This is a genomic window from Streptomyces sp. W1SF4 (assembly GCF_003950035.1).
In the GTDB taxonomy this organism is placed as follows: Bacteria; Actinomycetota; Actinomycetes; order Streptomycetales; family Streptomycetaceae; genus Streptomyces; species Streptomyces racemochromogenes.
On the sequence record NZ_CP034350.1, the window covers coordinates 7,154,616 to 7,175,890 of the forward strand.

22 protein-coding genes and 2 pseudogenes are annotated in these 21,275 nt (G+C 74.3%); 13 read left to right on the forward strand and 11 right to left on the reverse strand.

Annotated features, from left to right (window positions below; all coding sequences use genetic code 11):
• Window positions 1-99: 99 nt before the first annotated feature.
• Entirely contained in the window at window positions 100-1,230 is a 1,131-nt protein-coding gene (locus tag D1J60_RS33170; protein WP_125823674.1) for an NADH:flavin oxidoreductase, read from the reverse strand.
• Between the two features lie 209 nt (window positions 1,231-1,439).
• Here D1J60_RS33170 and D1J60_RS33175 point away from each other — a divergent pair, with 209 nt between their 5' ends.
• Window positions 1,440-1,919, forward strand: a complete 480-nt coding sequence (locus D1J60_RS33175) for a MarR family transcriptional regulator (protein WP_241253633.1) — start codon at window positions 1,440-1,442, stop codon at window positions 1,917-1,919.
• Between the two features lie 4 nt (window positions 1,920-1,923).
• On the opposite strand, the gene D1J60_RS33180 is transcribed toward D1J60_RS33175, so the two are convergent.
• The 3 genes from D1J60_RS33180 to D1J60_RS33190 all read right to left on the reverse strand — a co-directional run bounded on the left by D1J60_RS33180 (window position 1,924) and on the right by D1J60_RS33190 (window position 5,360).
• Window positions 1,924-2,550: a response regulator transcription factor gene (locus D1J60_RS33180; protein WP_164721027.1), complete on the reverse strand. Its 627-nt coding sequence runs from the start codon at window positions 2,548-2,550 to the stop codon at window positions 1,924-1,926.
• Window positions 2,547-3,665 (reverse strand): ATP-binding protein, encoded by a 1,119-nt coding sequence (locus tag D1J60_RS33185; RefSeq protein WP_125823675.1) that lies wholly within the window; start codon window positions 3,663-3,665, stop codon window positions 2,547-2,549. Before D1J60_RS33185 ends, D1J60_RS33180 begins: the two co-directional genes overlap by 4 nt.
• A 177-nt stretch (window positions 3,666-3,842) precedes the next feature.
• Window positions 3,843-5,360, reverse strand: coding sequence for a hypothetical protein (locus D1J60_RS33190; protein WP_241253500.1), 1,518 nt, complete (start codon window positions 5,358-5,360; stop codon window positions 3,843-3,845).
• Between the two features lie 225 nt (window positions 5,361-5,585).
• Between D1J60_RS33190 and D1J60_RS33195 the strand changes: the two genes are divergently transcribed.
• Both D1J60_RS33195 and D1J60_RS33200 read left to right on the forward strand, forming a co-directional pair.
• On the forward strand, window positions 5,586-7,004 hold the full coding sequence (locus D1J60_RS33195) for a cellulase family glycosylhydrolase (RefSeq protein WP_125823676.1): 1,419 nt from the start codon (window positions 5,586-5,588) through the stop codon (window positions 7,002-7,004).
• A gap of 72 nt (window positions 7,005-7,076) precedes the next feature.
• Entirely contained in the window at window positions 7,077-7,868 is a 792-nt protein-coding gene (locus D1J60_RS33200) for a transglutaminase domain-containing protein (RefSeq protein ID WP_125823677.1), read from the forward strand.
• A 49-nt stretch (window positions 7,869-7,917) separates the two neighbouring features.
• On the opposite strand, the gene D1J60_RS33205 is transcribed toward D1J60_RS33200, so the two are convergent.
• Entirely contained in the window at window positions 7,918-8,544 is a 627-nt protein-coding gene (locus tag D1J60_RS33205; RefSeq protein WP_125823678.1) for a hypothetical protein, read from the reverse strand.
• Window positions 8,545-8,644: 100 nt separating this feature from the next.
• Between D1J60_RS33205 and D1J60_RS33210 the strand changes: the two genes are divergently transcribed.
• Window positions 8,645-9,208 carry a nitroreductase family protein gene (locus D1J60_RS33210; RefSeq protein ID WP_125823679.1) on the forward strand — a complete coding sequence of 188 codons (564 nt, stop codon included), beginning with the start codon at window positions 8,645-8,647 and terminating at the stop codon, window positions 9,206-9,208.
• Between the two features lie 124 nt (window positions 9,209-9,332).
• Entirely contained in the window at window positions 9,333-9,542 is a 210-nt protein-coding gene (locus tag D1J60_RS33215) for a hypothetical protein (protein ID WP_125603785.1), read from the forward strand.
• A 90-nt stretch (window positions 9,543-9,632) separates the two neighbouring features.
• Here D1J60_RS33215 and D1J60_RS33220 read toward each other — a convergent pair whose 3' ends face one another.
• Window positions 9,633-9,908, reverse strand: coding sequence for a hypothetical protein (locus tag D1J60_RS33220; RefSeq protein WP_125824341.1), 276 nt, complete (start codon window positions 9,906-9,908; stop codon window positions 9,633-9,635).
• Between the two features lie 451 nt (window positions 9,909-10,359).
• Here D1J60_RS33220 and D1J60_RS33225 point away from each other — a divergent pair, with 451 nt between their 5' ends.
• Entirely contained in the window at window positions 10,360-11,844 is a 1,485-nt protein-coding gene (locus D1J60_RS33225) for a sialidase family protein (protein WP_125823680.1), read from the forward strand.
• Window positions 11,845-11,875: 31 nt separating this feature from the next.
• Here the strand turns inward: D1J60_RS33225 and D1J60_RS33230 are convergent.
• Window positions 11,876-12,079, reverse strand: a pseudogene (locus D1J60_RS33230) (LLM class F420-dependent oxidoreductase); the annotation flags it as partial.
• A 134-nt stretch (window positions 12,080-12,213) separates the two neighbouring features.
• Entirely contained in the window at window positions 12,214-12,738 is a 525-nt protein-coding gene (locus tag D1J60_RS33235) for a MarR family transcriptional regulator (protein ID WP_125603899.1), read from the reverse strand.
• A gap of 40 nt (window positions 12,739-12,778) precedes the next feature.
• Here D1J60_RS33235 and D1J60_RS33240 point away from each other — a divergent pair, with 40 nt between their 5' ends.
• The 6 genes and pseudogenes from D1J60_RS33240 (at window position 12,779) to D1J60_RS33265 (ending at window position 18,632) form a co-directional block, all read left to right on the forward strand.
• The gene (locus D1J60_RS33240; RefSeq protein WP_241253501.1) at window positions 12,779-13,696 is read left to right on the forward strand and encodes an EamA family transporter; all 918 of its coding nucleotides are present in this window, start codon (window positions 12,779-12,781) and stop codon (window positions 13,694-13,696) included.
• A gap of 7 nt (window positions 13,697-13,703) precedes the next feature.
• Window positions 13,704-14,792 carry a serine hydrolase domain-containing protein gene (locus D1J60_RS33245; RefSeq protein WP_125823682.1) on the forward strand — a complete coding sequence of 363 codons (1,089 nt, stop codon included), beginning with the start codon at window positions 13,704-13,706 and terminating at the stop codon, window positions 14,790-14,792.
• Window positions 14,793-14,925: 133 nt separating this feature from the next.
• Complete coding sequence (locus D1J60_RS33250; RefSeq protein ID WP_125823683.1) at window positions 14,926-15,330, forward strand: hypothetical protein; 405 nt, start codon at window positions 14,926-14,928, stop codon at window positions 15,328-15,330.
• Window positions 15,331-15,437: 107 nt separating this feature from the next.
• Entirely contained in the window at window positions 15,438-16,463 is a 1,026-nt protein-coding gene (locus tag D1J60_RS33255) for a serine hydrolase domain-containing protein (RefSeq protein ID WP_125823684.1), read from the forward strand.
• Between the two features lie 86 nt (window positions 16,464-16,549).
• A pseudogene (locus D1J60_RS33260) lies at window positions 16,550-17,396 on the forward strand (alpha/beta hydrolase).
• 144 nt (window positions 17,397-17,540) lie between these two features.
• Window positions 17,541-18,632: a polyprenyl synthetase family protein gene (locus D1J60_RS33265; protein ID WP_164721029.1), complete on the forward strand. Its 1,092-nt coding sequence runs from the start codon at window positions 17,541-17,543 to the stop codon at window positions 18,630-18,632.
• 30 nt (window positions 18,633-18,662) lie between these two features.
• On the opposite strand, the gene D1J60_RS33270 is transcribed toward D1J60_RS33265, so the two are convergent.
• The 3 genes from D1J60_RS33270 to D1J60_RS33280 are packed head-to-tail and all read right to left on the reverse strand — an operon-like array spanning window position 18,663 to window position 20,455.
• Window positions 18,663-19,121 (reverse strand): hypothetical protein, encoded by a 459-nt coding sequence (locus D1J60_RS33270; RefSeq protein ID WP_125823685.1) that lies wholly within the window; start codon window positions 19,119-19,121, stop codon window positions 18,663-18,665.
• Between the two features lie 7 nt (window positions 19,122-19,128).
• The gene (locus D1J60_RS38765; RefSeq protein WP_164721030.1) at window positions 19,129-19,935 is read right to left on the reverse strand and encodes a DUF4232 domain-containing protein; all 807 of its coding nucleotides are present in this window, start codon (window positions 19,933-19,935) and stop codon (window positions 19,129-19,131) included.
• Entirely contained in the window at window positions 19,925-20,455 is a 531-nt protein-coding gene (locus D1J60_RS33280) for a SigE family RNA polymerase sigma factor (RefSeq protein ID WP_125823687.1), read from the reverse strand. The genes D1J60_RS38765 and D1J60_RS33280 overlap by 11 nt, the downstream gene beginning before the upstream one ends.
• Window positions 20,456-20,560: 105 nt before the next feature.
• Between D1J60_RS33280 and D1J60_RS33285 the strand changes: the two genes are divergently transcribed.
• Window positions 20,561-21,262, forward strand: a complete 702-nt coding sequence (locus tag D1J60_RS33285) for a DUF4232 domain-containing protein (RefSeq protein WP_125823688.1) — start codon at window positions 20,561-20,563, stop codon at window positions 21,260-21,262.
• The last annotated feature ends 13 nt before the right edge of the window (window positions 21,263-21,275 follow it).

Below are 21,275 nucleotides of genomic sequence, written 5' to 3' on the forward strand. Positions count from 1 at the left end.
GCACATGCCCGAGAGACGTGGTTTCGGCCATGACGGAGCGCGAACGCCCCGCGGGGCCGGCTGACCGGCCTCGCGGGGCGTTCCCGCACGGACCCGCCGTTACCGGCTGAGGGTCCCGAGCGCCGCCGCGTCGTACGGCTTCAGCTCGTCGAACCGGTTGCCGAGGACCTTCGCCGCCCACTGCGGGTCCTGGAGCAGCGCCCGGCCGACGGCCACCATGTCGAACTCGTCGCGCTCCATGCGGTCCAGGAGGTTGTCGATGTCGCCGAGCGCCGCGCCCTCGCCGGCGAAGGAGCGGATGAAGTCCCCGTCGAGGCCCACCGAGCCGACGGTGATGGCCGGCCGGCCGGTGAGCTTCTTGGTCCAGCCCGCGAGGTTCAGGTCCGAACCCTCGAACTCCGGGAGCCAGTAGCGCCGGGTGGAGGCGTGGAAGACGTCGACGCCCGCCGCCGCCAGCGGGGCCAGGATGGCCTCCAGCTCGGCCGGGGTCTGCGCGAGCCGGCCGTCGTAGGCCTCCTGCTTCCACTGCGAGTAGCGGAAGATCACCGGGAACTCGGCCGAGACGCGCTCGCGGACCGCCGCGACGACCTCCGCGGCGAACTTCGTACGGGCCACCGCGTCACCGCCGTACGCGTCGGTACGGCGGTTGGTGCGCTCCCACAGGAACTGGTCGAGCAGGTAGCCGTGGGCGCCGTGCAGTTCGACGCCGTCGAAGCCGATCCGCTCGGCGTCCGCGGCGGCGTCGGCGAACGCGCCGATGACGTCGTCGAGGTCGGCGCGGGTCATGGCCCTGCCGGTCCCCTCGGTGCCGTCGACGCGGATGCCGGAGGGGCCGACGGCGGGCGCGTCGGGGTACGGCGCCTCGCCCTGGTTGCGCACCATGCCGATGTGCCACAGCTGCGGCACGATCGTGCCGCCCGCCTCGTGCACGGCCGCGGCCACCTTCGCCCAGCCCGCCAGCTGCTCCTCGCCGTGGAACCGCGGCACCCGGTCGCTCTGCCCGGCGGACTCGTGGCCCACGTAGGTGCCCTCGGTGACGATCAGGCCCACGCCCGCGGCGGCGCGGCTCGCGTAGTACGCCCGCACGTCCTCGCCGGGCACGCCGCCGGGGGAGAACATCCGCGTCATCGGAGCCATCGCGATGCGGTTGGGGACGGTGAGGCCGTTGAGCGCGACGGGCCGGGAGAGGATCTCGGCCGCGCGGGAGGCGGTCGACGTGGTGACGGTCATGCGGGTCCTCCGGGTGGTGGCTGTGGCTCGTCGGACGACAACGAGAAGTGCATAGTACACACGCTATGTATCATGCATATTGCAGCGCTGTCGGCCCGCCGGTCCCGGCCGGCCCGCCCGCCCCGGCCCGGCGGTCCGCACGCGTCGGCGATAATGGAGCGCCGGAAGGAGCGGGAGGCGCAGTGCTGGAGAAACTGGAGCGGGAGCTGATGCTGCTCTCGCGGCACCAGGTGCTGGGCCGGCACGAGCGCGACCACGAGCGCCTGGAGCGGTCGGCGTACCTGCTCCTGAGCCGCATCGACACCCAGGGCCCCATGTCGATCGGCCAGCTGGCGGAGGCCTTCGGGCTCGACACCTCGACCGTGAACCGCCAGACCGCCGCACTGCTGCGCTGCGGGCTTGCCGAACGCGTCGCCGATCCGGACGGCGGCATGGCCCGCAAGCTGCGCATCACCGACGAGGGCGGGCGCCGGCTCAGCGGGCACCGCGAGGTCAACCGCTCCTGCCTGGCCCGGATCGTCGCCGGCTGGTCGCCGGAGGAGGTGCGGGAGCTGGAGGACGTCCTGGTCCGGCTCAACCGCAGCGCGGAGGCCCTCGAAGGGCGCTACTGGCCGCGCACGGAGGAGGACGCCGCCGGCGCCGCCTGCCGGCCGCCGGCCCCGGGGGAACCCGCGCCGCCCACCGCGTGACACCTCACGGGTGCAGGCCGTCCTCGTGCACCCGCCGGGCCAGCTCGATCTTCGTACGGGCGGGCCGTCCGGCCTGCCGGTACTTCTCCTTGACCTGGTCCAGGTAGTACTTCGCGGTGTGGTAGCTGATGCCCGCACGGCGCGCGGCGGCCTTCAGCGTCAGCCCGGAGGCGTAGTCGCGCAGCACCTGCCGTTCCCGCGGCGCCAGGTGCGGCCGGGCCGGACCGGTGTCGTTCGCCCAGGCGAAGGCGAGTTCGGGCGAGTGCGCCGTGCCGCCCGCGGCCACCGCCTCGACGGCCTCGACGAGGGTGTCCAGCGCGTGGTCCTTGGTCAGGTAGCCGTCCGCCCCGGCCGTAACGGCCGCCACGATCCGGGCGCGGTCGGTCACCGTACTGATCAGCAGGACCTTGCTCCCGGCCGCCCGCACCCGCCGTACGTTGGCCTCCGGATCGGAGCCGTCGCGCAGGACCAGGTCCAGCAGGACGACCTCGGCCGCCGCCCCCGGCCGCGCCAGCAGCTCACCGACCGTCGCCGCGGTGCCGACCAGCCGCAGCCGCTGCTGGCGGCCGAGCCAGGAGACCAGCCCGTCGAGGAGCATGCGGTCGTCGTCGACCACGGCGATGTCGATCACGCGGGCCACCGCAGCTCGACGACGGTCCCCTCACCGGGGTGACTGTCCACGACCGCCGCCCCGCCCACGGCGGCCAGCCTGCCGCGGACCGACCTGCGCAGCCCGGTCCCACGCCCGCCGGACCCGCGGACGTCGAAACCGGCCCCGCGGTCGGCCACGGTCACCTCTACCCCGCCCCCGGCCCCTCCGACGGCGGTGACGTAGGCGGTGTCGGTGCCCGCGTGCCGGCTCACGTTGTTCAGGGCCTCGGACACGGCGGCGGCGAGGGCCTCGCAGACCTCCCGCGGCAGCTCCGGCACGGCGTGGAACTGCGCCTTCAGGGTCAGCCCCAGGCCCTCCGCCCGGTGGACGGCCTCCTCCAGTGCGGCCCGCGCGTCCGCCGCCGCGCCCGGAGGCGGGCCGTACGGCCGGTCGTGCCCCTCCTCCTCGGACTCGACGAGCCGCCGCAGGTACGCGGCCTCGCGCGCGCAGCGTTCGCGGACCGCCGGGGCGTTGGCGTCCACGCGGCCCGCCCCGATCGTGGTGAGGGTGGCGAGCACGGTGTCGTGCAGGGCCGCGTGGTGCGCCGTACGCTCGGCCTGGCGCGCGCGGGCGGCCTCCAGGGCGACCGCCCGGTCGTGCGCGGCGTCCAGCAGGAGCCCCTGGCGCCGTGTGTACCACCAGCCTCCGCCGGCCAGGGCGACACAGCTGGCGATCGCGCTGAAATGATCGAGGAGACCCGCCGGGTCCGGGTCCGGCACCACCGCGTGCACGGCGGGCGAGGTGGCCAGCAGCAGCGCCACCGCGAGGGCGGCCCCCCGCCACCGGAACGCGACCACCGCGGTGGCGGCGGCCGACAGGCTCTGCACCATCAGCCAGCCGTGCGGTGCCACGGCGTCCCCCTCGCCGATCACGGCGACGGCGACCCACGGCAGAACGCACCCGGTCACCAGCACATCGGTCCACACGCCCGCACCGGAGAACCAGCCGCGCACGAGGGCGGGCACGTAGAGGACCACCGAGACGGCGCAGACGCAGGCCAGCAGGGCGACGCTCCGGACGTCCACCCGGTCCGCGAGCACGACGCCCGCCGCGGCTATCAGGTGCGCCAGCCGGAACAGCGCCGTGGCCTTCACCGCGAACCCCCGCGCACGCCGAAGCCCCACCCCTCGCCCCCCATGCCACGAAACCCCACCGGTACCCGCCCATATGGGGCGGGTGTCGTGGCTTCAGTGGATCTCGCCCGGTTTCCCGCCGTCAAGACGGTCCTCGGACACGCTGGGCCGGACGCGTTCCCGGCCCCCGGCGTCCCGTCAGCCCTTGAGCCGGCGGTTGACCTCCTCACTGATGCGGCGGTTCAGCTCGGCCAGCTGCCCGGGCGTGTAGGCGGTGAGGTCGCCGAGGTCCGGCGGCTCGGCCCGGGGCTTGCCCTTCGCCTGTTCCTCGCGCCGTTTGAGCTCCTGTTCCTCCGGTGAGCCGGGGGCCGCGAACGCGCACTTGATCAGTGTCCCGTCGGCGGCCTTCAGGCAGGTAGCCTCGCGGCCCGCGACCTGGCCCCGGCCCTCCACGCGGTAGCGGATGTCCTGTTCGCTGCCGATGGTGGCGGTCCAGGTGGTGCCGCCCGTGGGGACCACCTCGAACACCCGGTCGTCGTTGTAGCAGCAGACGTCCCGGTACTCGGCCTTGATCAGCGCGATGATCGCCTTCGGCGAGGACCAGGTCGGATCGAGCCGGTGGACGGTCAGCGGCGCCAGCCCGCCGCCCTCGTGGCGGGCCGGCACCGTCGCGACGGCGACGACCGAGCTGGCCTCGCCCTGCGGCGTCAGCGGAGTGACGTAGACGCTGCGCCCGCTCGCATCGCCGTAGCGCAGGGTGAACTCCGAGTCGTTCCCCTCGTTCGCGCCGTCCTCCGAGGCGTCCCAGCCGCTGCGTTCGAACCACCAGTCCGTGAAGCCGCCGACGGCGGCCACCGCCTCGCGCTGACGGGCGGCGAGGCTGAGCGGATAGGAGGGCCCCGGCACGGCGTCCGTCTCCGTGGTGATGGTGACCTTGCCCGTCCGGCCGTCGTAGAGCGCCACTCCCGCCGGGCGTTCCGTCACGACCAGGAACCCGGTCTGCCGCTTCAGGGGTACGACCACGACGGGCGTATCGCCCGAGCAGGTCACGTACGCGTCGCCGGCCTCGAAGCGGACCCAGCGCTTCTGCTCGGAGATCTTCCGGCCCAGGTTGTGGCCGAACCAGCCGCTGATGCGGGCGTCCGCCACGTCGACGTCGAACGAACAGCGCTGCTGCGCCCGGCCGGTGCCCCCGAGCGGCACCTCCTGCACGAGGCCGACCTCGTACCCCGACAGCCAGCCGCTGCGCTCGACGAGGGTGGAGAAACGGTCCGAGTCGGGCAGGTACGTGATGTCGGAGATCTCACCGGTGACATCGCCCAGGTGCGGAGCCGCCTGCGCCTTCCCGACGAGGTAGGGCGCACGGGGGGCCAGCGCGGGCACCGGCTCGGTCACCACCCGCGTGGCCTCCATGTAGCCGCGGTCCTGGAGGTACGCGCCGTAGACCAGCCACCAGACGGCGAGTGCGAGACCGACGAGGACGCCCAGGCAGCCGAGCACCCCCGCCGCCTCGCCGGAACCGCCGCCTTCCCTGCCGCGCGCCCGGCGCAGCAGCCACCGCCCGGTTCCCGCCAGCGCGATGAGTCCCGACGCCAGCAGCGGCAGGGCCAGCCAGGCGAAGAGCTTGCGCAGCTCCCACACCAGGACGGTGGAGTAATAAGGGGCGTACCACGGTGCGCACGCCACCAGCAGCACGACACCCGCAGGCACACCCATACGCAGAGCCCGACCCATCAGCGCCTCCCCATCGCGTGGTTCAGCACCAGTGTGGAGTGCCGGGCGGAACCTGTCATGGCCGAATCCGCATTCTCCGGCAGACCCCCGCCGCGAAGGCGTCGCGCCAACTCCGTTGAAACAGTGGGAACTTGCCTCACCCGTCAGTAACATCCCACCGGCCAGTAGCACGCCGTCCGTGAAGCCGCCCCCGAAAGGGTCTCCCGCATGCGCCGGACCTCCCGCTTCGCCCCCGTCGTCCTCGCCGTGGCAGCCCTCCTGCTCGGCGTCGTCCCCGCGCAGGCCCAGGCCCGCCCGGACCGCGTCACCGACCGCGTCACGGTCGGGGACCGCACCTTCATCGCCGACGGCCGGGGCCGCGCACTGCAGTGGCGCGGCTTCAACCTCGCCGACAAGAGCGGCCGGGGCGCCGACGCGTTCGCCGACATCCACGAGAGCGACCTGCGGGACATGTCCGCCCGCGGCTTCAACCTCGCGCGCCTGGCGTTCTTCTGGGACGACCTCGAACCCACCCCCGGGCACTACGACCGCGGTTACCTCGCCAAGATGCGCCGCATCCTCGACTGGGCCGACCGCTACCGGGTCAAGGTCGTACTCGACGCCCACCAGGACGTGTACGGGCCGCACTTCGGCGCCCGCGGCGTCCCCGACTGGGCCACCCGCGACGACGGACTGCCGTTCACGCCGATACCCGACGACTGGTTCTCCCAGTACTTCGAGCCGTCCGTGCAGGCCGCCTTCGACCACCTGTACAAGGACGCCGACCTCCGCACCGCGCACGCCCGCATGTGGATGACGGTCGCCTCCGCCCTGGGCCGGCACCCGGCGCTGCTGGGCTACGACCTGATGAACGAGCCCTTCGCGAAGTTCCTCGAAGGCGAGGACCTCCCGGCCGCCGCGGCCCGCTTCGAGGCCGGCGAGCTCACCGAGATGTGGAACCGCCTCGCCCGGGCGGTCCGCCTGGTCGACCGCACGTCGTGGGTCTTCGTCGAACCCACCGTCATCGTCGGCCTCGGCGTCCCCACCCGGCTGGGGGCCATCGACGACCCGCACGCCGGGTACGCGCCGCACTTCTACGAGACCGGGATGGAAACCGGCGCCGACTACGACCCCGATGGCACCTTCGTCCCCGCCTACGAGGCCGCCATCAGCGACTACCCGACCCGCAACCGCATGCCGGTGATCGTGGGGGAGTGGGGCGGGAACCCCTACGTACCGCACGCGAGCCGGTTCGTCACCGACATGACGGCCGCCATGGACCGCTTCTCCAGCGGCTGGACCTGGTGGCAGTGGTGCCGGGGCGGCGGCTACTGCTTCCTCGACCGGACGGGCGCCGTGAAGCCCGGCGCCCGGCTCCTGGTCCAGCCCTACGCGCGGGCCGTCGCGGGAGACCCGCTCCGCTTCGCGTACGACCCCGCCACGCGTACCTACACCCTGGCCTTCCGCACCCGCGGCGACGCCGGGGGACCCACCGAGATCACCGTTCCCGACGACGCCTACCCGGACGGTTACCGCGTCACGGTCCGCGGAGGGAACGCCCGGTGGGACGGACACGGCCAGAGCGTGACGGTGACCACGCGCGGCAGGGCCGGAACCACGTACGAGGTGACGGTCGGCCCGAAGTAGGGCGCAGCGCCAGTTTATTGAACGCGTTCAGTCGGTGTGTCATGATGCGGTTCCCAGGAAAGGACGGCCGCCATGACGAGCTCGCTCCTGCGGCCCCGCGGCCGCATCCGCACGGCCCCCGCCGCGACCGGAACCCCGGTACCCGTCGAGGGCGCCACGGAGCCGACGCGCATCCTCGACTGGCGCGACCCCCGCGTCACCGCCCTCACCCGGAGCCTCGAACTGCCCGCGGGCGAGGACGCCGACCCGGTGGCCTCCCTGCGCCGGGCGCACCGCTGGATCGCCACCTCCATACGCCCGGTCTACTCCGTCCAGGACGAGCGGCCCGTGTCCCAGGTGCTGCGCCGGGGACGCGGCTCGTGCAGCCAGCGGCTGGCGGTGCTGGAGGCCGTGGCCCGGGCGACGGGGACGGCCACCCGGGTGCGCGGCCTGGTCGTCGACGGGGCCTTCTGGTACCCGCGCTTCCCCCGGCTGCGCGCCCTCGTCCCCGACCAGGTCGTCCTGGCCTGGCCGGAGTTCAGACTGCCGGAGCCCGCCGCGGAACCGGGGGCCGCGCGTTGGCTGACGGTCTCGGAGCTCTTCGGCGCCCTGGACGAACGCGGCGCCGCCCCGGGAGGCGGCTTCACCAACGCCGGCTCCGAGACCCTCTTCGAGGCGGTCGCCCGTACGGCCGTCGACTGGGACGGCGCCGCGCCGCTCTGCCCGACCGGCGCGGCCCCCTGCGACCTGTCGGCGTACGTCCTGACGGACCTCGGCCACTTCGACTCGCGCGACGCCCTCTTCGCCCGCCACGGCCAGACCCTCTGCCCCCTGGCCCGCACTGTGGCGGAACCGGTCCTGGGCCGCCACGCGGCCGGAGCCTAGGCCGGCCCCCCGGCACGGGCCCCGGCTCGACGGGCGCACGCCGCCGGGGTCAGGCGTCCGCCTGCCCGTCCGCGCCGGGGCGCCGGCCTCCGTACGACGCGGCCAGCGCGTCCGCGACGGCGGCCGCGTCCGCGTCGGCCACGTCCGCGGGGTACTCGGGCAACAGGTCGTCCCAGACGGGCAGCCACGAACCGTAGAGCTGCGACTGTCCCTCGGGGCGGGCGAAGAACCACACGTGGAGGTGCGCGGCCCCGTCCCCGATGCGGTACACGTGGGCCCGGGAGACGTGCGGCAGCGCCTGGACGTGCCGGACGATGTGCGTGGTGAGCACACCCAGTTCGGCGGCGAGCTCGTCCGGCAGATCGGCCATGTCGTAGTGGTCGCGCGGGTACAGCATCAGCACCAGCGGCACACCGGGGCCGGGTATCCGGGCGAGCCGCCAGCGGTCGTCGAGCCAGATGCCCTCGTCGCGGGAGCGGCACTCGTCGCAGTCCGCGGGATCCTCGCCGTGCCGCGGCGGCTCGGGCAGGACGGGCGGCCGGAGCGCCGAGACGCGCAGGCCCTCCGCCTCGAAGGGGCTGACCTCCCATCCGGTCATCCTGGCGAGCGGGAGCCGGAGCTCCTCATCCGCGGCCGCACGTGCGTGGTCGTAGAACTCATCGGGTCGCAAAGCCATGATCACCACACTAGTCACGGACTCCTTGGCGGCTCCACCCCCATGACGTGTGCGCCGTGACGCCGGAAATGGATCACCGGACCGTGTGGTTGTCCGTCACGTGCCCCAAGACCTCCAGCAGACCGAGCAGATCCACGCCCTCCTGGCCAACCGTTTCAGCCCCCGCCGGTTCGACCCGTCCGCCACCGTCGACGACCCCGCCCTCCACCTGCTCCTCGAAGCCGCGCGGTGGACGCCCTCGGCGGGGAACTCGCAGCCGTGGGGCTTCCTCCCGGTCAGGCCGGGCGAACCGGACCACGCACGGATACTGCCCCACCTCGCGCCCAGTTCCCGCCGCTGGGCGAAGGACGCCGGGCTGCTCGTGGTCGCGCTGACCCGCCGGTACGTCGACGACACCGACCTGGTCTACTCCGAGTTCGCCGACTACGACCTCGGGCAGGCGGTGGCCCACCTCGGTGTCCAGGCCCAGGCGATGGGCCTGTCCACCCACCAGTTCCGGGCCTTCGACCTCGAAGCCCTGACCGAGGAGCTGCGCCCCCGACCCGGGTGGGTGATCGTGTCCATGATCGCGGTCGGGCGGGCGGCCGACGAGCCCCCCGCGGTCCGCGAACGCCGCAGCACGGCCGACCTGTGCTCCGCGCCCTGGTCGACGCCGGGGGCGTAGCCGCCCGCCGGCTCCCGCCTCGCGGGGCCCCTGGGCGTCGCCCATGCTGGTGGTAGGCGCCGTCGGCGTGAGATGTCCTTGTCCTTCCAGGAGGCCGGAACCGGCGCCTGAGAGGAGCAGAGCCATGCGTGCGCGAAAGCTGGGCCTCGCTCTGGCCGCGGCGATCCTTGCGGGTACGGGTATCGGCGCCACGGGTGCGGTCAGCGCCCATGCCGCCACCGCCCCGACCATCACCAGGGACGAATGCACCGCCGCCGGCGGGCAGGTCAGCACGATCCCCTACGGCGGCACCGTCTGCACGCTGCCCGACGGGACCCGGGAGACGGTCACCTGACGGACCGGCGCCACGGCCGGCTCCGAGCCCGTGTCACCGGGCGTCGGGGCCGGCCGTGGCGCCGGCGTCGCGGGGCGGCCGCCGCCCCCGCTACCGCGGTTCCTGCGCCGCGAGCCGGCACGCGCCGCCGGCCGCACCACCCGGCACTCCCGCCTGGGCCAGCCCGTCCACACACCCCGTCAGGTCGCCGGACACCCCGCGGGTACAGGCCGCCGTGACGGCTTCGGTGGCACTGGCACCCGCCTGGACCGCCGTGTTCACGCAGGCGGGGATGTCCGCGCGCGCGGCCGGGGCGCCGAGCGCCACACCGCCCAGCGACACGGCGAGTCCGGCGAGGACACCGGCGAATCGGGTCGACGTACGCATGGCAGACACCTGCTCTCCGAGTGACCGCGCCACCGCGACCGGACGGCGAACAGCGCGACGGCGTACCGGCCGGCCGGGCCGCCGGGGGCGGTGACCGCCGCCGTCGGTGACGACACGAGCGCCCCGCAGGGGGGGGCGGGGCGACGCCCCCGCTGCTTCCACCGTACGACCTGCCCGCCCCTGCCACGACCGGGCCACACCGGGCCGCCCGGACCCGCCTGCGCCCGCGCCCGGACCCGCCTGCGCCTCGCCCCGGACCTGCCCGGGCCCGCGCCCGGAGCCGCCCGCCCCCCCGCCCGGGCCCCCGTGAGAAATCCGCCGCCCAGCCGTCCGGCCCATCAAGCGCCCCCGCCACCACGCCGAAAAGGATCGGGCGGAGTCGAATCCGTGCCCCACGCCACCCAGACGAGGGCGGTCCCGCCCCGGCCGCCCAGGCCCGGAGGAGACCCCCATGCGCGCGTCAGTGCCCCTGACCGCTGTCGCCACCGCCGCACTCCTGCTCGCCACGCTCACCGCCGCCGCCCCGACGGCCGCCGCGGCGGACCGGGACCCGGGCCCAGGCGGCTCGCCCCTGGTCAAGGTGTCCCACGGCGACCCGTACGCGGACTGCGCCATCGGCGCGATCTCCCCCGACAGCGTGGTCTACCCGGGCAGCGAGGTGGAGCCGTACCTGGCCGTCGATCCGCGCGACCCGAAGCGCGTGGTCACCGTGTACCAGCAGGACCGCTGGAACGACGGCGGAGCCCGTGGACTGGTCGCCTCCTGGACCACGGACGGCCGCACCTTCCACCGGAGCACCCTCCCCTTCAGCCTGTGCGCCCCCGGCGGCGCGGACTTCGAACGGGCCACCGACCCCTGGGTCAGCACCGGACCGGACGGCACCGTCTACGCAAGCGGCGAAGGCGTGGACTTCGTCAAGAGCACGCGCACCGGCCTCCTGGCCGCCACCTCCCACGACGGCGGCCGCACCTGGCAGAACCCGACCACCACGCACGTCGACGCGCAGCCCTTCTTCAACGACAAGCCCTCGCTCACCGCCGACCCGGTCCGGGCGGGCACCGCCTACCAGGTCTGGAACCGCCTCGACAACGCCCCGCCCGGCCCGGGCTCCCTCGACGGCCCCGGCTACCTCTCCCTCACCCGCGACGGCGGCCGCACCTGGAGCCGGGCCCGGAAGTTCGTCGACACGGCCGCCGTGCCCAACACGCAGACCATCGGCCACCTGATCGTCGTCGACCGGCGCACCGGCACCCTGTACGACTTCTTCGACCGGATCACCTACTCCGGCGACCTGAGCACCGTCGTCGAAGCCCGTTACCAGGTGGTCACCTCGACCGACGCCGGAGAGACCTGGAGCGCCCCCGTCACCGTGGCCCGGGACACCTCCGTACCGGAGGTCGACCCGAACGACCCCGCCAAGCCGCTGCGCGCCGCGTCCACGCTGCCCAGCCCGGCCGTCGACCCCGGGACGGGCACGCTGTACATGGCGTACGAGGGCGCGGACTTCACCGCCGGCCGGTTCAACTCGATCCAGCTGGTGCGCTCCACCGACGGCGGACGCACCTGGGGGGCGCCCGAGCTGATCAGCCCCGGCAACGTCCCGGCCTTCTCCCCGTCCATCGCGGTCGACGAGCGGGGCACCGTCGCGCTCACCTACTACGACCTGCGCTTCCTCGAGCCGGGCGACACCACGACCCTGCCCACGGCGTACCAGCTGGCCACACTGCCCCACGGAGACGCACGGCGCCGGACCGAACGGCGCATCTCGCGCGTCTTCGACTGGCTGGACGCGCCGTTCGCCGGGGGCTACTTCCTCGGCGACTACCAGGGCCTCGTGGCGGACGGCAAGGGGGTACGGGCGGTACTCACCCTCACCGGCCCCGACGCGCCCCGGAACCGCACGGACGTCTACACCGCCACCTTCCGGACCGGCTGACCGCGGCGGCCACCGTGCGCGCGGGTCCGCCTCACCGGGAGCTCCGCCGCGGAGCGGGCGCGACGAGCGCGGAGGCGAGTTCGCGCCACTGAGCCTCCGGCAGCCTGGCCGGGTCGGCGGTCAGCACCTGGAGGCAGACGTGGTCGGCTCCCGCGCCGAGGTGCTCCCGTACGCGACGGCGTATCGCCTCCGCGTCCCCGTACGCGACGATCGCGTCCACCAGCCGGCGACTCGGCGCACGGCGATCGGGCCGGTCAGGCCGAGGGCGCCGAGGGCGCCGAGGAGACCCGGCAGTCCGAACCGCTGCTGGACCTGGTGCTGGACGCCGTGCACGGCGCCCCGCGCAGGCTTCGCGGCTGAGGGGGCCGGCTACTCGCCGCCGCGCGGCCGCGGATGATCCAGGCGGGAGAGCCAGTTGGTGAGCAGGGTTTCGAGTGACGCCGCCTCGGCGGGCGTCAGCAGGTCCAGCAGGTGGCGTTCGTTGCGCATGTGGTCGGCGAACGCCTGGTCGATCAGTTCCCGTCCGGGGCCGGTCAGGGCGACGATCCGGCCCCGCTGGTCGTCGTCGGCCCGGCGGCGCGTGACGAGTCCGGCCCGTTCGAGGCGGTCGATCCGCTTCGTCATCGCGCCGGTGGTGACCATGGTGTGCGCGGCGAGCTCGCCCGGTGCCCGCTCGTAGGGCTCCCCGGCGCGGCGCAGCGCGCACAGGACGTCGAACTCGCCCTCGCCGAGGCCGTAGCGGCCGTAGACGAGGGTGAGTTCCTCCGTCAGCCGGTCGGCCAGGCGGTGCAGCCGGCCGATCACGGCCTGCGGGCCGACGTCGAGGTCGGGGCGCTCGCGGCGCCAGTCGGCCTGGATGCGGGCCACGCGGTCCAGCGGTTCACCGTGTTCCATGCGCACCAGGATACCTTCCTGGGAAGTTATATTGGCTTCCATGGAAGCGAATACGCGCTGGGTGGTCCTGACGGCGATCGCGCCGGTGGCCTGGGGGACCAACTACTTCGTCACGCACGAGTTCCTGCCGGCCGACCGCCCGCTCCACGGGGCCGCCCTGCGGGCCCTGCCCGCCGGCCTCGTCCTGCTGGCCCTGTGCAGGCAGCGGCCGCGCGGCGCGTGGTGGTGGCGGTCGGCGGTGCTGGGGCTGCTCAACACGAGCGTGTTCTTCGTCCTCGTCTACGCCGCCTCCCAGCTGCTCCCGACGAGCGTGGCCGCGACCGTGATGGCGGTGTCCCCGATGACGATGATGCTCATCGCCTGGCTCCTGGTGTCCGAGCGACCCGGCGCCGCTCACCTGGCCGGTGCCCTGATCGGCCTCGGCGGGGTCTGCCTCATGCTGCTGACCGGGGTGGAGGAGGTGAGTGCGGCGGGGGTCCTCGCCTCGGCCGCCGCCATGCTCGTGTCCTCCTTCGGCCACGTCCTGACCAAACGGTGGGGCGCCGGCGCCGACGTGCTCGCCTCGACCGCCTGGCAACTCACCGCCGGGGGACTGTTCCTCCTCCCGGTCGCGGCAGCCGTGGAGGGTCGCGTGCCCGAGCTCCCCGCGCCGACGCTCCTCGCGTTCGGCTACGTCGCCCTGATCGCCACGGCGCTGGCCTTCGCCGCCTGGTTCACCGGGCTGAAGCACCTGCCCGCGGGGACGGTCGCGCTGATCGGGCTGCTCAACCCCGTGACCGGCGTACTGCTCGGCACGGCCCTCGCCGGAGAGGAACTGACCGCCCGGCAGCTGTGCGGCCTGGGCCTGGTCCTGGCCGGCGTCCTGCTCGGCCGGCCCGGACGCGCCGCCCGGCGGCCCGGCGCCGGGCCGCACGCCCCGGCGGACGATAGGGTGCCGAGTGCTTCCGGCGGCGATTGAGGAGCCCATGGACCTCCAGGAGACGGTCGACGAACTGGTCGCCTCCGGCCGGGAGGCCGGACTCCAGGTGGCCGCGTACCAGGGCGGGCGGCTGCTCGTGGAGGCGTACGCCGGGGTTCCCGGACCGGGGACGCTCGTCCACGCCTTCTCGGTCGGCAAGGGCTGCACGGCGACCCTCGTGCACGTGCTCACCGAGCGCGGGCTGCTCGAGTACGACGCCCCCGTCGCCCGCTACTGGCCCGCCTTCGGAGCCCACGGCAAGGCGGGCATCACCGTCCGGCACGCCCTCACGCACACCGCCGGGATCCCCCAGCTGCCCCGCGCCCTCACCGGCGCCGAACTGTGCGACTGGGAGCACATGTGCGGGCTCGTCGCAGGGCTGCGCCCGCTGTGGGAGCCGGGCACGGCCAGCGGCTACCACGGCTGGACCTACGGCTGGATCCTCGGCGAGACCGTCCGCCGGGCCACCGGACTCACCCCGGGGCAGGCCCTGCGCGAGTACGTCACCGAGCCCCTCGGGATCGCCGACGAGCTGTACTTCGGGCTGCCCGCCGACCGACTGGCCCGGGTGGCACCGCTGGTGGAAGGCGGCTGGGAGGCCTACCTGGCCGGGCTGCCCTCCGGGGCGCCCTTCGTCCGCCTCGTCGCCCCCAACCGCGGCCTGTGGACCACCGCCACCCTCGCCAACCGGCCCGCGTACCTCATGGCCGACCTGCCCGCCTGCGCCACCACCACCGCCCGCGCCGCCGCCCGGATGTACGCGGCGCTCCTGGGCGAGGTGGACGGCGTACGCCTGCTCCCGCCGGCCCGGGTCGCACGGGCCACGGCGGTCGCCGTGGACGGCCCGGACCGGACACTGCTGCGCCGCCACGCCAAGGGGCTCGGCTACTTCCTCGGCCTGCCCCCGACGGGCGGCGATCCGACGGCCTTCGGCCACCACGGCAGCGGCGGCTCCATCGCCTTCGCCGACCCCCGCCGCGACCTCACCTTCGCCCTGACCCGCACCCGCCTCGCCCACCCCGCCGACGACACGGCCACCCACCTGGCAACCACGCTCCGCACGACAGCCCCCACCACCCCCCGAGCCCACCCATGACCACCCCGCCACCCGCGCCACGCCCGCCCGAGGGCGCCCCCTCTCGCGGCACTCGCGGCCGACGGGGTGACGGGCGAGGGGTGGGGGTGGGTCGTTACGCTGGTCGTGCAGGAGGGACTTCCGGGAGGCCGCCATGGCGGCTTACGCTCGCGCGCACCAGCACCGCTTCCACCTGGAGCAGGACGGGCACTCGATCACCGTGGTGTGGAGTGCCCGGCGCCGCCGCGCCGAGGTGCTGGTCGACGGCAAGGTGGTGGCGGCGGCGCGGACGCGCCGCACGGCGACGACCGAGCTGCGCGGCGAGACCGCCGACGGCGAGGGTGCCGTCCACCCGTTCACGATCCGGCTCGGCCGCCCGGACATCCCCGGCGACGAGCCCCTGTGCGCCCTGGAAACCGGGCACAGGCTGTACCTCATGCCGCTGGTCCCGCTCACCGGCGACGAGGCCTGGCCCCCGGAGCCCACACCCCCGCCCCGCGGCCCCCGCGAACTGCTGACCCGCTGGCGCACACGCCACCGCAGGCGCCGGCCCCGCTGACGCCGCGTCCCGCGCCCACAGCACGCCTGACGGCAGCGGCGCGCCTTTACCATCGGCGGGGCAGGCACCGCCCAACCCGCCCCGACCGACCCCGAGGCATGGAGCCGATGACGAAGCCCGTCCCGTTCACGTCCGACGACGTCGCCCGCCTCGCCGAAGCCCTCCGCCAGGCCGTGGCCGACGGCGCGACCCCCGGCGGTGTCATCGCGCTCGGCACCCTCGGCGACGCCCCCCGCTTCCTGACGTCCGGCCGCATCGCCGACGAACTCGGCGACGCCACCCCCGGCGCGGACACCGTCTACGACATCGCCTCCCTCACCAAGGTCGTCGCCACCTGGCCCCTCGTCTGCCAGGCCGTCGACGCCGGACTCCTCACCCCGACGGCCCCCGTGCGCGACTTCCTCCCCGCGCTCGACGGCCCGGCACCCAGCGGGGAGGCCACCATCGAGCAGCTCCTCACCCACACCGCGGGCCTCAAGGCGTCCACCCGCCTCGACCGCTACCGCGGCGCCCACCAGCCCCTGCACGAACTCCTGTGCCGGGAACCCCTCGAAGCCGAGCCCGGCGAGCACCGGTACGTCAATCGCGGCTACATCCTCCTCGGCCTGGCGCTCGCCCACACCCACCGCCGACCGCTCGACGAACTCGCCCGCGCCCTGTGGGACGACCTCGGCATGACCGGCACCACCTACGGTCCCGTCGCCCGCGGCCCGCAGGTCGCCCCCACCGACCGCCGCCTCCCCGGCGCCCCCCGCGTCTGGGGCCAGGCCCACGACGACAACGCCGCCCTCCTCGGCGGTGTCGCCGGCCACGCGGGCGTCTTCTCCACGGCCCGAGACCTCGCCCGCTACGCCGAACACCTCATCGACCCCGCCGGCCGCCCGCACGGCTGGCTCCGCGCCTCCGCGCTCCCGTTCGCCCCGATCGAGGCCGGCCTGCACCGGGGCCTGTCCTGGGTCTGCGCCCCGGGCGACGTGGCCTGCCACCACGGCTTCACCGGCACCAGCCTCTACCTCGCCCCCACCGCGGGCCGCTACCTCGCGATCTGCACCAACGCGGTCTACCACGGCGAAGCCCGCCGCGGGATCGCACCCCTGCGCGCCCTCGCCCTCAAGAGCATCACCGCCACCTGACCGGTACGGGGGCGTCCACACCTTGATCATTCGTGGCCGAAGTCTGATGATCATGGTGCAGGACGCATCAGAAAGCGAGCAGACACATGCAACCGACGTTCGTACTGGTTCACGGAGCCTTCTCGAACTCCTTCCCCTTCGCACCGCTCCAGGCCGAGCTCGGCCTCCTCGGACACCGTTCGGTCGCCGTCGACCTGCCCGGCCACGGCTTCGAGGCCACCTTCACGCACGCCTACCAGACGCCCCAAGACCCCGAAGGCCTCGCCACCACGCCCGGCGCGATCAAGGGCGTCACCCTCGCCGACAACGCCGCACACCTGATCCGGATCCTCGAACGAGCCAAGCGCAACGGCCCGGTCATCCTCGTCTCCCACAGCCGCGGCGGCATCACGGCCACCGCCGCGGCCAACGCGCGTCCGGACCTCATCGACCGCATCGTGTACGTCTCGGCCTGGTGCCCGGTCGACCTCGACGTCAACGACTACTCCGGAGATGGCCTCGGTCGACGCCGCGTCCCTGGCCCTGGCGCTGGCCGGGAACCCCGCCGAACTCGGCCTGCTGCGCGTCAACTTCCGCACCGCCGACCCCGACGCCCTCGCCGCCTTCAAGGCGGCCTTCTTCGCCGACGGCACCGACGAGGAGTTCCTGACCTTCCTGAACACCTTCCAGCCCGACGAGAACCTGGACGTCGGCACCTCCGCCGACCGCGCACGGGCCGACACCTGGGGCAGCATCCCGAAGACCTACGTCCGCCTGGCCGACGACACGAGCCTGCCGCCCGCCATGCAGGACCGGCTGATCCGTGAGGGGAACGCGCTGACCCCGGACAACCCGTACGACGTCCGCACCCTCGAAGGCAGCCACCTGAAGTGGCTGGTCGCGCCGGCGGCCGCGGCACGACTCCTGGGCGAACTCGCGACCCCGGCGCAGTAGCGGGCAGCGGCCGCCGAACGCCTCGGCGCCAAAGCACCGTGATCCGGTCCGGGGGCGTCCGCGGAGGGGCTCCCGCGCCGGTACCGGCGGCCCGAACAGGCGGCCGGTCGGCCCCCGCCGACGCCGGCGTGCAAACCTGACCCGGTGAACGAAGCCCTCTCCGCCGCCCTGCAGCGCGCGTCCCGCCACCAGCACCGATTCGAAGCCCGCTTCGCGGCCTACTTCGATTCCCTGACCGACCCCGCCGGCGGCGCGCTCGAGACGCCGCCGTACGGCACCTTCCCCTCCCGAGCCCTCGACCTGGTGCGCGACATGTCACTGCGCGGCGGCAAACGGCTCCGCGTGGTCCTCCTGCACGAGGCCGCCGCGCTGGTGGCCGACGACGGCGTCGCAGGCCTGGACGAAGCGGCCATCAGCATCGAACTGCTGCAGACCCACGGCCTGATCCACGACGACATCATCGACGACGCGCCCCTGCGCCGCGGCGGCCCCTCCACCTACTACGCCTACCGCCACGAGTTCCCCGACCGGCCCGACACCGCCCTCGCGCTGGCCCTCCTCGCCGGCGACCTCGCGGCCTTCCTGTCCCTGCGCGTGCTGCTCACCAGCGGGCTGCCCGCCGACCGGGCCCTGGCCATGGCCGCCGTCCACGCCGACACGGGAGCCGCCACGATGAGCGGCCAGATGATCGATCTGGAACGCGACTTCCACCCCGCCCCCGGCATCGACTTCCTGCACGCCGTCACCGAGTTCAAGTCCACCCGCTACTCCGTCCTCGCCCCGCTGCGGCTGGGCCTCCTCGCCGCCGGCACCGACCACACCCCCTACGACGCCGAACTGCGGCGCTACGCCGGCGCATTGGGCATCGCCAACCAGATCCACGACGACTGGCTCGACCTGTTCGGAGATCCGGCCGCCCTCGGCAAACCGACCGGCTCGGACATCCGGTCGGGCCGCCGCAACTACGCCCTCCGCGCTCTCACGGCCGTCTGCGAGGACGCCGAGCGCAAGCTGCTGGGCGAAGCCTGGGGAGATCCGGGCTGCGACGAGGAAACCCTCGACCGCATACGCCGCATCGCGCGAGCACACGGAGTCGACCGGCAGCTCCGGGCCGAGGCCGAAGCCCACGCCCGCCGGGCGGAGGCCGAGGCCGCCACGTGGCGGCGGCGCTGGCGACCGGAGGCCGTGGCGTTCTTCGCACACATGCCGACCTGGAGCGTCACCCGCGACCGGTGACGCCCGCCCCCACCCATCGGGAGGGCGCGGTCAGGTGCGGCGGCTCGCCGCGTTGCGGACACGGCGGGTGCGTCCGTGCTCGGCCAGCAGGCTGAGGGCGGCGGGCGAAGTCACGAGCTCGGCGGCGGCGGCCGTGCGCTGGAACCAGTCGGACGCGGTCAGCACCTCCTCGTCGGTCCAGGGCTCGTCCAGCACGAGGGACCTCAGCAGAGTCCACTCGCGCAGCCGGCGGGTGAGGAAGGCACGATCGCCGATCACCGTGGCCATCATCGCGGCCCAGGCGGGGAACCGGGGGCCGGTCAACTGCTGGGCCGCCCGGCGTTCGAGGTGATGGTTCACGGCGCTCTCGGCCATCACGGCGTCCTCGTCGCGTAGGACGGTGGCCACCAGGGCGGCCTCCTCCGCTTCCGAGACGCTGTCCAGGGCCCGCAGGTAGCCGGCATGGCGCCGGTGCTCGGGGGGCTCCTCGTCTTCGTGAGAGCCGGTCATGTGGCCGTCACCGCGATCCGATGAAGCGCAGGGCGAGGCCGGAGGCGGGGATCCAGTAGGTGACACGGGCGCCGTCGTCGAACGACACCTGCCCGGGCAGGGCGACGTTCGCCGGCCCGCCCGGCTGGAGGCCGAGGGGAAGGGTGTCCGTGTCGTACGTGTCCATACGGCCGCCGCTGGCGAGGAGGGCCGCGTACGCCTTCTCACCCGGAGCGAGCGTCACGGGTGCGTCCTTGCTGTCCTCGATCACCGCGATCGGGGCCCTGGCATGAGGGAACTTCAGGTACGGGTACCCCTGGAGGCCGCACTTGGCGGACCCGGTGTTGGTGACCGTGAGGAGGAGGTGCCTGACGGGCTTGCCCGCCTCGTCCTGGTTCGTCGCCGAGAACGCGAGGTCACCCACCCCACACGCGGCGATCGTGGCCGGCGGGGTGGCCGGCGCGGTGGCGGACGGCCCACCGGTCGCGGGGGCGGTGGGAGTCGGCCCGGCGAGGGTCGGCGCGGTGGGGGAGGGCTCGGTGGACGGGGACGCGCTGGGGGTGGGCACGGCGGGGGAGGCCGGCCCGGCCGTGGGCGCGGTGAGGGACGCGGCGGGTGGTGGTGCGGGGTCGAGGCGGGGCTCCGGGCCGCCGAACGCCGTGGTCAGGCCGAACGCGAGGGCCGCGACGACCGCGACGCCGCCTCCCGCGTAGGCGGAGTTCCGGCGACGACGCCGGGCGACGGCCCGGCGCCGGACCTCCGCGCCCGTCGTGGGCGGGGGGCAGGCGGCGCTGTCGGCCAGCTCGCGCAGGGCGGAGGACAGGTCATCGGGCACGGTCTTCCTCCTTCTCCTCGCCGCTTGCGCCCACCACACCGGCCTCGCCCGGCGGCAGCAGCTTGGCGAGGGCTGCCCGGCCGCGTGAGAGGCGGGCCTTGACCGTACCGGTCGGCGCGCCGGTCTCGGAGGCTACCTGTTCCACACTGAGGTCACACAGGTGGTGCAGCACTATCGCCATGCGCTGGGGCTCCGGGAGCTGTCGCAGCGCCGCGACGAGGGCGACGTGCTCGGGACCGGGCCCGGGGGCGTGATCGGGCAGCGGCGGGGTGCGGCGCACCAGCTCCAGCCACCGCCGCGCCCTGCGCCAGTGGCTGACCGCGAGACGCATCGCGACGGTGCGGATCCAGGCTTCGGGAGCCTCGGTGGCAAGGATGTCCCGCCGCCGGTCCCAGGCCCGTACGAAGGCTTCCTGTACGACGTCCTGGGCCTGGCCGTGGTCACCGGTGAAGGAGTACACCTGCCCGACGATCCGTGGGAACGCCGACGCGTAGAACGCGTCGAACTCGTCCTCCGTCATACCGCCCCCCCGGTCCCGAAATCTTTTCCGATCCGCATGCAACCCGCCTGGTCCTGGCGTGCGTACAGGTCGTGTACAGCGAACAACACCACACAGGGGGCTCTGTTGACCAGGGGAAACAAGGCGATCAGGAAGGCGGCGGCCGCGGCCGTCCTCGGCGCGCTGCTGCTCGCGTCCACCGCGTGCGGGCCGAGCGGCGCCGACGCATCGCGCGACTCCACGACCTCGGAGCAGCCGAGCGCGCCGAACTCGCCGGACTCGCCCAACTCGCCGAACGCAGTGAAGACCGGGGAGACGGGCAAGACGGCCGCGGCGCGGCCGGGCGGGGTCCCGGCGAAGTCCGGCGGGGGCCCGGCCAAGCCGAGCGCCGGCCCGGGCAACGCCGGCGGTACCGGCGTCGCCGCGTGTGGGGTGGGTGACCTCGCGTTCTCGGCGACGAACCAGGACGAGGCGGGCAAGCCCGTCAGGCACCTCCTCCTCACGGTCACCAACACCGGGTCCGCCAAGTGCGGCCTCCAGGGGTACCCGTACCTGAAGTTCCCTCATGCCAGGGCCCCGATCGCGGTGATCGAGGACAGCAAGGACGCACCCGTGACGCTCGCTCCGGGTGAGAAGGCGTACGCGGCCCTCCTCGCCAGCGGCGGCCGTATGGACACGTACGACACGGACACCCTTCCCCTCGGCCTCCAGCCGGGCGGGCCGGCGAACGTCGCCCTGCCCGGGCAGGTGTCGTTCGACGACGGCGCCCGTGTCACCTACTGGATCCCCGCCTCCGGCCTCGCCCTGCGCTTCATCATGTCGTCCTGACCCGCCCTGCCGG

Coding starts and splice junctions, on each gene's coding strand:
- D1J60_RS33250 (WP_125823683.1), top strand. CDS start 14,926: ATGGCGGCTTACGCTCGCGCGCACCAGCACCGCTTCCACCTGGAGCAG.
- D1J60_RS33240 (WP_241253501.1), top strand. CDS start 12,779: ATGGAAGCGAATACGCGCTGGGTGGTCCTGACGGCGATCGCGCCGGTG.
- D1J60_RS33195 (WP_125823676.1), top strand. CDS start 5,586: ATGCGCCGGACCTCCCGCTTCGCCCCCGTCGTCCTCGCCGTGGCAGCC.
- D1J60_RS33205 (WP_125823678.1), bottom strand. CDS start 8,544: ATGGCTTTGCGACCCGATGAGTTCTACGACCACGCACGTGCGGCCGCG.
- D1J60_RS33255 (WP_125823684.1), top strand. CDS start 15,438: ATGACGAAGCCCGTCCCGTTCACGTCCGACGACGTCGCCCGCCTCGCC.
- D1J60_RS33270 (WP_125823685.1), bottom strand. CDS start 19,121: ATGACCGGCTCTCACGAAGACGAGGAGCCCCCCGAGCACCGGCGCCAT.
- D1J60_RS33170 (WP_125823674.1), bottom strand. CDS start 1,230: ATGACCGTCACCACGTCGACCGCCTCCCGCGCGGCCGAGATCCTCTCC.
- D1J60_RS33225 (WP_125823680.1), top strand. CDS start 10,360: ATGCGCGCGTCAGTGCCCCTGACCGCTGTCGCCACCGCCGCACTCCTG.
- D1J60_RS33235 (WP_125603899.1), bottom strand. CDS start 12,738: ATGGAACACGGTGAACCGCTGGACCGCGTGGCCCGCATCCAGGCCGAC.
- D1J60_RS33220 (WP_125824341.1), bottom strand. CDS start 9,908: ATGCGTACGTCGACCCGATTCGCCGGTGTCCTCGCCGGACTCGCCGTG.
- D1J60_RS33175 (WP_241253633.1), top strand. CDS start 1,440: ATGCTGCTCTCGCGGCACCAGGTGCTGGGCCGGCACGAGCGCGACCAC.
- D1J60_RS33190 (WP_241253500.1), bottom strand. CDS start 5,360: ATGGGTGTGCCTGCGGGTGTCGTGCTGCTGGTGGCGTGCGCACCGTGG.
- D1J60_RS33215 (WP_125603785.1), top strand. CDS start 9,333: ATGCGTGCGCGAAAGCTGGGCCTCGCTCTGGCCGCGGCGATCCTTGCG.
- D1J60_RS33200 (WP_125823677.1), top strand. CDS start 7,077: ATGACGAGCTCGCTCCTGCGGCCCCGCGGCCGCATCCGCACGGCCCCC.
- D1J60_RS33280 (WP_125823687.1), bottom strand. CDS start 20,455: ATGACGGAGGACGAGTTCGACGCGTTCTACGCGTCGGCGTTCCCACGG.
- D1J60_RS33245 (WP_125823682.1), top strand. CDS start 13,704: ATGGACCTCCAGGAGACGGTCGACGAACTGGTCGCCTCCGGCCGGGAG.